General features: G+C 47.0%; 6 protein-coding genes and 2 pseudogenes. All 8 read left to right on the top strand.

Features of this window, described 5'->3' with window-relative positions; genetic code table 11:
* Nucleotides 1–205 (top strand): annotated as a pseudogene (locus CPT76_RS33615) (hydantoinase/oxoprolinase family protein); the annotation flags it as partial.
* A 609-nt stretch (nt 206–814) separates the two neighbouring features.
* Nucleotides 815–1,639, top strand: coding sequence for a PucR family transcriptional regulator ligand-binding domain-containing protein (locus tag CPT76_RS40990; protein ID WP_258169050.1), 825 nt, complete (start codon nt 815–817; stop codon nt 1,637–1,639).
* On the top strand, nt 1,582–2,343 hold the full coding sequence (locus CPT76_RS40985; protein WP_258169049.1) for a PucR family transcriptional regulator: 762 nt from the start codon (nt 1,582–1,584) through the stop codon (nt 2,341–2,343). Before CPT76_RS40990 ends, CPT76_RS40985 begins: the two co-directional genes overlap by 58 nt.
* Before the next feature lie 135 nt (nt 2,344–2,478).
* Nucleotides 2,479–3,743: pseudogene (locus CPT76_RS33600) on the top strand (cytosine permease).
* Nucleotides 3,744–4,847 (top strand): S-methyl thiohydantoin desulfurase family protein, encoded by a 1,104-nt coding sequence (locus tag CPT76_RS33595; RefSeq protein ID WP_105445994.1) that lies wholly within the window; start codon nt 3,744–3,746, stop codon nt 4,845–4,847.
* The gene (locus tag CPT76_RS33590) at nt 4,840–6,390 is read left to right on the top strand and encodes a hydantoinase/oxoprolinase family protein (protein ID WP_105445993.1); all 1,551 of its coding nucleotides are present in this window, start codon (nt 4,840–4,842) and stop codon (nt 6,388–6,390) included. Before CPT76_RS33595 ends, CPT76_RS33590 begins: the two co-directional genes overlap by 8 nt.
* Nucleotides 6,391–7,105: 715 nt before the next feature.
* Nucleotides 7,106–7,570, top strand: coding sequence for a VOC family protein (locus CPT76_RS33585; RefSeq protein ID WP_105445992.1), 465 nt, complete (start codon nt 7,106–7,108; stop codon nt 7,568–7,570).
* A 146-nt stretch (nt 7,571–7,716) separates the two neighbouring features.
* Nucleotides 7,717–7,974 (top strand): methyltransferase domain-containing protein (locus CPT76_RS40980; RefSeq protein WP_374954754.1); only part of this gene is annotated, 258 nt, incomplete at its 3' end.

Here is a 7,974-nt window from a genome sequence, read left to right as displayed (position 1 = left end):
CGTAGGATACAAGATTGGACAGGAAGCGTTGGTCTTTGGCGGGCATACGCTGACGACAACAGACATTGCCGTTCGGTTGGGTCTCGCGGATGTCGGGGATAAGAGCTTGGTAGCGCATCTGGATGAAGACTTTGCAAAAAATGTGCAAGCTGAAATTGCAGCCATCATTGAGCAGGCCATTGATAAAATGAAGACATCCTCGGGAGACCACAAGATGGATTTTCATCGCAGACCTCTGATTCCGGTAAAGGGCTGCTCAATGACTTCAATATACTCATTTCCAGTGTAGAATATATAGAGTTCCCTAGTAGGCTCTGACAAATGAAGTTTTTTATATGAAGCCCATGCATCCTTAGGGTCATCATATTCAGAAACAACCGACATTTCTTCAATAGTTCTTTGGTGATTGTTAGAATGAGTGGCAAGAGCTTCAACTAGTACCCACCGATTAGGGTAGATATTACGAACATTACTCCACTTCATGCAGGAACACCCCCGAAAGACTTATAAATTAATTGTACAGTAAGAAGTCCTCAACAGGGGATGATATTTGTACGAGCCGATTTTAGACGCAGCATCTTAGTGGGCCAAACCGGGTATACAAAAAAATTCATAGTTGGCAAAGGAACATACTTGGTTGCTTATCATAACGAGGGTTATACTAATATTATCTGTTACAGATGTAGAGAAGTATATGATCAAGCTATCGTACAGATTGAAGTATAGGAGCAGCTTGAATCGACAAAAAAGTGGTGGTTGAATTGGGGTAACCGTTAAAGATATACTGCAGCTGCCTTCATTTAGAGGAGCACAGGTGGTCACTGGAACAAGCAGGCTTCATCAGACCGTATCCTCTTTATCTGTTTTAGAGGTGGCGGATGTTAATTTCTTTTCGCAAATTATTCAGACCGTTCAAGAAGAGTGGTATGCCGAAGAGCTGGTCATCAGCTCTTTTTATTCCATAAAGGACAGCGTAGAGCAGCAGTGCAAAACCGTTCAGTACCTGCATGACCTGGGTGAAGTGGGGCTGATTCTCTACTATGTCGGCATTGTGATGCCAGATATCGCCGATGAAGTGCTCGAACTGGCCGAATCTTTGAATTTTATTATCATTTGCATGCCGAGAAACGATTACTCCCTCCGGTATAATGAAGTCATTTATGAAGTCATGGAGGCGATCGTCAGCAATCAGAATGTGAATGAGCATTTCGTGAATGAATCACTGGAAAAGGTATCGCTGCTGCCGGAACATTTGCGGAGCGTGGAAATTACCCTTAAACTGCTGTCGGACCGGATGAAAGCGAACATCATTCTGACAAACAGCAACCTGGATATCATCAATCGTGTCATGTGGCCGCGCAATTCATCGCTCCCTGTTGGGGATCTGATCCGGTCTATGGCGCCTTCCATTTTGAACGGCAGAACGGGAGAAGGGGAGCTGGATTCGTCCTGCTTTGTTGAATACAAACGTGTTCAGCAAAAAACGGGGAAGCCCTTTACCTGTATATCATTAAAGAAAATACGAAGCTGCCTCCGAAGACAATGGATCAAATCAGCGAGGTGGTGCAGGTGGCCATCAATTTGTGGGGAGATAAGCATAACGAGGTCAGCGAATACGCTCTGGTTAAAGCCATCGTAAATGATGAAAGCGAAAAAATGCGCAGATTGGCCAGTTTGCTGTATATCGACGTTTCCGCCATCCAAATGATGTGGCTCGTTTACATTCAGGATTTGTCGGAGGAAAGAAGGATAAGGGAAGACTTAAAAGCGCATCTCTCGCAATATTATAAAACCGCGGTCATTCAAACGATCGATCACTGCATTGTCGTTTTGCTAGGGAATTGTTCCTATAAATACAATGAGTTTGAAATCGCAGTGGAATATATCGAAACCACGAGCCTCATCGCAGAAATATCGAGCATCGTATATTCTCCGAGGATGCGGAATACGCAGGACGTACGCCGAATGTACCAGCTCGTCAACGAAGCCTCTAAAGAGGTACACCGCATCTACCATCACCGCAAATTATACACCGCGGCTGAAGTCCGTTCCATGAAACGGGCCATTGACCTTAGCAAACAAGGGGAAGAGATCACGGAAGAATGCTTGTCTGTCCTAGAGCCGATATTGGACGACCCTGACGCATTGATGACCCTGATGACGTTTCTTCTGGATGCGAAGGGGAATATGGATGACTGCAGCAAGCTGTTGTTCGTCCACAAAAATACGGTGAAATATCGCATTAAAAAAATTTGCGAGCTCATCGGATATGATGTGACCATCAATTCGGAGTCGTACGATGTTTATACCGCCTGCATGGTCTACCGTCTCATCCATAACTAAAAAGTTCCGATGTTTTGTCCAATCAGACAAAAACATCGGATTTTTTTTTGTTTTCTGAAAAAGACGCTGCCCGGCTTCATCTTTTACAATAAGAAAAAACAATTCGAACGAACAAGGTTGAGGAGGGGAGATCCTATGAAAGCCGTTAAAGAGCATCAATCCTGGTTCAGTCTCGGGATCATCTGGGCCGGCGCGGTCATCAGCATCCCCAGTTTATTGGTGGGAAACACGCTGGTGGCAGGCATGGGATTGTCGAAAGCGCTGCTCGTCACGTTGGTGGGTTACTCCATCATTGTATTGCTCATGATTTTGCAGGGGATTCAAAGCACGGAGCTGGGAAGACCGACGGTTCAGGTTGCGGGTCAGGTGTTCGGCAAACAAGGATCGCGGACGATTCTTTCGATCATCCTCGCCATTGCGTGCCTCGGATGGTTCGGAATTCAGGCGAATGTGTGCGGTGCGGCCTTGGCCAATTTGTTAGCCGTAGGTGGAATGAGTGTCCCGGTGCCGCTGGCTTCTCTCATCTGCGGTCTTGTGATGGTGGTCTCGGCGATCTATGGCGTTAAAGTGCTGCGCGTCATCAGCTATATTGCCGTTCCTTTATTGATTGGGATCAGCGTATTTGGTCTTATCAAAGCATTGACCGGTGAATCCCTGCAGATCATTCAGAATTTTAAGCCACATGGAGCTATGAGCTTTACGGACGGACTGGCGGTAACCCTGGGTTCGTTTGCCTTGGGAGCGGTTGTCGCGGGAGATTACTCCCAATTTTCGAGAAAACGGTCCGATGTCCTGAAAGCCGCCCTATTCGGAATTATCCCAGCAGGCTTGCTGATGATCGGTGCAGGAGCCGTCCTGACGATTGCTTACCAGGCCAGCGATATTACAGCAACCTTTTTGAGCATCACGACTCCGTTTATTGGCGGTGTTGTTTTGATCCTCGCTACATGGAAGACGAACCTCGTGAACGCCATTTCAGGCGGTTTTGCCTTAATAAACGTGTTCAACGTATCAAAGGAAAAGAAAAATGGGCCGTCGGCATCGCCGGAACGATCGGGACGGTACTGGCTGTCGTTGGCATACTCAACTATTTTACGCCGATTATGTCCATCCTGTCGGCCATGATTCCGCCGGTGGCAGGCGTGATGATCGCATCGTACTGGGTGCTTGGCAAAGGGGATAAGAGCAGGTGGCATGAGGTCGAAGGCGTGAATATACTGGGCGTCATTTCCTGGCTTGTGGGCGCGGTCATCGCTTGTACCCCTGTTGTGTTATCCCTGTTCCCAAGCCTGCCGCAGGTACCGAATCAGCCGTTGATCGGGATTGTCATTTCTTTTGTCATGTATTATGCAGGCTATCGTTTATCGGCTCGGAAAACAGTCATATTGGAGGAAACGTAAATGAGATATTTAGATCAAGCAGCTGTTGAAAACATCGCCGTCGGTGCAGCATTCTTAGGAACCGGCGGAGGGGGAGATCCTTACATCGGCAAATTGATGGCTCTCTCGGCCATTGAGAAGTTTGGACCTGTAAAACTGTTCTCCGTCGATGAGATTCAGGATGAGGACTTTTTTATCCCGGCCGCGATGATGGGGGCGCCTTCCGTACTCGTGGAGAAATTCCCTAAAGGGGACGAGTTTGTTAAGGTTTTTCAAAAACTAGCGAATTACTTGGGAAAAGAACAGATCGCCGGCACGTTTCCGATGGAAGCGGGAGGCGTCAATTCTATGATTCCCATCGTCGTTGCGGCGCAGCTGGGATTGCCTCTGATCGACTGTGACGGTATGGGACGGGCATTCCCGGAGCTGCAAATGGTCACGTTTAACCTGGACGGCATTCCGGCGACACCGATGGCGATTACGGATGAAAAAGGGAACATCGGCATCTTTGAGACCATTGATAATAAATGGACGGAACGGCTCGCCAGAGTAGCCACGGTTGAAATGGGTGCCAGTGCTTTAGTCAGCCTGTACCCGGCAACGGGTGCTCAAATCAAGCAGAGCGGCGTTCATCATATCGTGACCCTGTCCGAAAAGATCGGAGCCATCATTACATCGAAGAATCGGGACGCGGGCGATAAGCTTCAAGAACTGCTGAACCTGGTGTCCGGCTATGAACTTTTCCAAGGCAAAATTGTGGATGTCATCCGGGAAACCAAGGGAGGATTTAACCTCGGCCAGATGCATCTTGAAGGAATCGAGGCGTTTAAAGGCGGAGAGATGAAGGTTCATTTTCAAAATGAAAACCTCATTGCTGAAAAGAATGGTCAAGTGGTAGCGGTGACCCCTGATTTGATCTGTCTGGTTGATTACGAAACCTTGTCGCCTGTAACCACGGAGAGCCTGAAATACGGTAAACGCGTACGGGTGGTTGGACTGCCCGCTCATGAAAAGTGGAGAACGGAAAAGGGAGTCCAGACGGTAGGACCAAGATACTTCGGATATGATTACGATTATGTTGCTATTGAGGAACTGGTGAAAAAGGCGGTGGCTGAGAATGTATAGAATCGGGATCGATGTAGGCGGCACCAACACAGATGCCATCATATTGGATGAGAATCATCATTTGATTCATGCGGTTAAATCCCCAACAAGTTTAGATATTAAAACAGGGATTGAAAACTCGCTCCGGAATTTGCTGCAGGAATCGAATATTGATAAAACCCAAATCACGCATGCCATGTTAGGCACAACACAGTGCACCAATGCCATTGTGGAGCGTAAAAAGCTGGCGCAAGTCGGCGTCATTCGTCTGGGTTATCCGGCAACGGCCTCCGTTGCTCCGTACACGTCCTGGCCTGAGGATATGGTTCAGAGGCTGTCGGGTAAATATGCGCTCGTTCATGGCGGATATGAATATGACGGTCAAGTGCTTGGAGAAGTCGATGAAGCTGAAATTACAGCTCTTTTAGAGGAATGGGGGAGCAGTGTCGAGTCCATCGCAGTTATTGGTGTGTTTTCATCCATTAAAAATGATCAGGAGCTCCAGATTCGCGATCTCATCCATCAAGTATACGGACCAGAATTCCCTGTTTCCTGTTCTTCATTGATTGGTTCTGTCGGCTTAATTGAACGGGAAAATGCGACCATACTGAACGCAGCCTTATGCAAGGTGATTGAAACGACGACCCAAGGATTTGTGCAGGCGTTAGAAGAAGAGGGCATCACAGACGCAGCGGTGTTCCTATGCCAGAATGACGGTACCCTGATGTCGATCGATTACGCTAAGCAATTTCCGATCCTAACCATTGCATGCGGGCCGACGAACAGCATACGCGGTGCCTCTTATTTGGCGAAGATCAAAGATACGATGGTTCTCGACGTGGGAGGGACGACATCGGACATCGGGGTATTGCAGGACGGTTTCCCGAGAGAATCCTCGGTTGCGGTCGAGGTTGGCGATATCCGCACGAATTTCCGCATGCCGGATATTATCTCCGTCGGGCTGGGCGGCGGAAGCATTGTGCGTTCGGAGAACGGCAAAATTACAGTTGGCCCTGACAGCGTAGGATACAAGATTGGACAGGAAGCGTTGGTCTTTGGCGGGCATACGCTGACGACAACAGACATTGCCGTTCGGTTGGGTCTCGCGGATGTCGGGGATAAGAGCTTGGTAGCGCATCTGGATGAAGACTTTGCAAAAAATGTGCAAGCTGAAATTGCAGCCATCATTGAGCAGGCCATTGATAAAATGAAGACATCCTCGGGAGACGTTGAGCTTGTTTTGGTAGGCGGCGGCAGTGTCGTTATCCCGGACACGATTCGCGGGGTGTCCCATATGATTAAGCCTGAGAACGGGGGCGTAGCCAACGCCATTGGCGCGTGTATAGCTCAAATCAGCGGACAATATGAACAAATTTATATTTATTCTACAGAGCCCCGTGAGGATTCATTAAGAGATGCGCAAGAAAAAGCCGTGAAGCAGGCGGTGCTGGCTGGCGCTGATCCGGCAACGGTTGAGCTTGTGGAAGTGGAAGAAACCCCGCTGGCTTATCATCCAGGAAATGCGACGAGACTGCGAGTGAAAGTAGTAGGAAACATGAAGTAGATGAGAGGCTTCACACGAGTTCATGCGACTTGTGTGAGGCTCTTTTTTTGTTAAGAGATCAGAAAGTATAAGTTTCAGAGCTGCTTCCTGATCTCGCAAGAAAAACTTCCGCTAAACGCGGTCTGTCTTCTTTGAAGGTACGTCGATAGACGTTTTTGTTAAGAGATCAGAAAGTATAAGTTTCAGAGCTCCTGCTTCCTGAGTCGATTAGACGTTTTTGTTAAGAGATCAGAAAGTANAAGTTTCAGAGCTCCTGCTTCCTGATCTCGCAAGAAAAACTTACCGCTAAACGCGGTCTGTCTTCTTTGAAGGTACGTCGATAGACGTTTTTCTTATCCATAAGGTGCAACGAGATGAGCAAAAAAGAGATCTCACGCATTCTATAAGAACCTTGAGCGTAAATATGATAAAAGGTAAAATATAACTAATCGAATCTTAGGTGGGCAGGGTCTTCATTCTTGCTCTATTAACATACATCAATAAAACAACTAGAGAAAGTAAAAACCCACCGAAAGGTTGAGGCCGAAGGTGGGTTTTCTTCCTGTACGACTTAGAATGGAATAAACCATCCAAGCCAATTGTACTGACCAAGTGTTCGCAGCACTTGGTCTTTATTACATAAATTATAACACTAAGAAAAAGCGTACCCAAGCGAGAAATAATACTGGAAGTGCAGCCCTTATTGATAACCGATGATGAGAGGGAGGAATTGAATATGAACGCTAATGAGGGAAACGAAGTGGAAGAAAGCCTGGAAGACATTACGGGTATCACTTGTATTTACGTGCCAGTAAACGATGTCTACGAGTCTATTCAATGGTACCAAAAGAATTTAGGGTACCAACCCGCAAACAACGACCTTGTTGAGCCTGGAATGAAGATGGCTGTATTGAATCTTCCCGATCGTAATGGAAACCTGCCTTCCTCTGGTTTAAGGCAAGTCGTACCTGCATTGTTCCTTCACCAATCGGACGAAGAAGGCGGTCGATTACGTTTTTCATGGTCATTGGACGACGGCAAACCCCATGCAATGGCATGTTTTATTACTCCGAGAATTCAAGAACTCTCCAATCGATTCAAGGAAAACGGAGTGAACATTTTAGGTGAACGAGTGACAAGCGGACCGAACATAACGTTCGCTGATCCTGACGGCAACATATGGGAAGTTTGGCAACCCTAATTGAAAACCAAGTACAAGAGCTGCTTCACGAATGACAGCAAGTTTTTCGTTGAAGAAGGAGATCTCGTATAACAGCATATTCGCGCTGTGGGGCATTCGCCCTTCGGTTTGGCCGAGGGGTATCGAAAGAAGAGGAGGTCAATAGATTGAATAAGCATCATGTTCATGAAACAAACAGCTTCTATTGGGATACGAAAGGAAATGAATTTTTAAGAGCCATCGTGCTTCCTTATTATGGGGCCTTTGTTTCAGAAGAAAAGTGCCAACTTTTTGGTGATGTTTCCGGAAAAAAGATGTTAGAGATTGGTTGTGGAAACGGTCAATCCTTGCAATATCACGGGGATCGCAAAGCATCTGAACTATGGGGAATCGATATATCAGAAAAACAAATTGAAAAGGCAAAG

This window comes from Paenibacillus sp. AR247 (genome assembly GCF_002968895.1).
In the GTDB taxonomy this organism is placed as follows: domain Bacteria; phylum Bacillota; class Bacilli; order Paenibacillales; family Paenibacillaceae; genus Paenibacillus_AQ; species Paenibacillus_AQ favisporus.
This window is presented reverse-complemented; position numbering and strand designations above follow the sequence as displayed.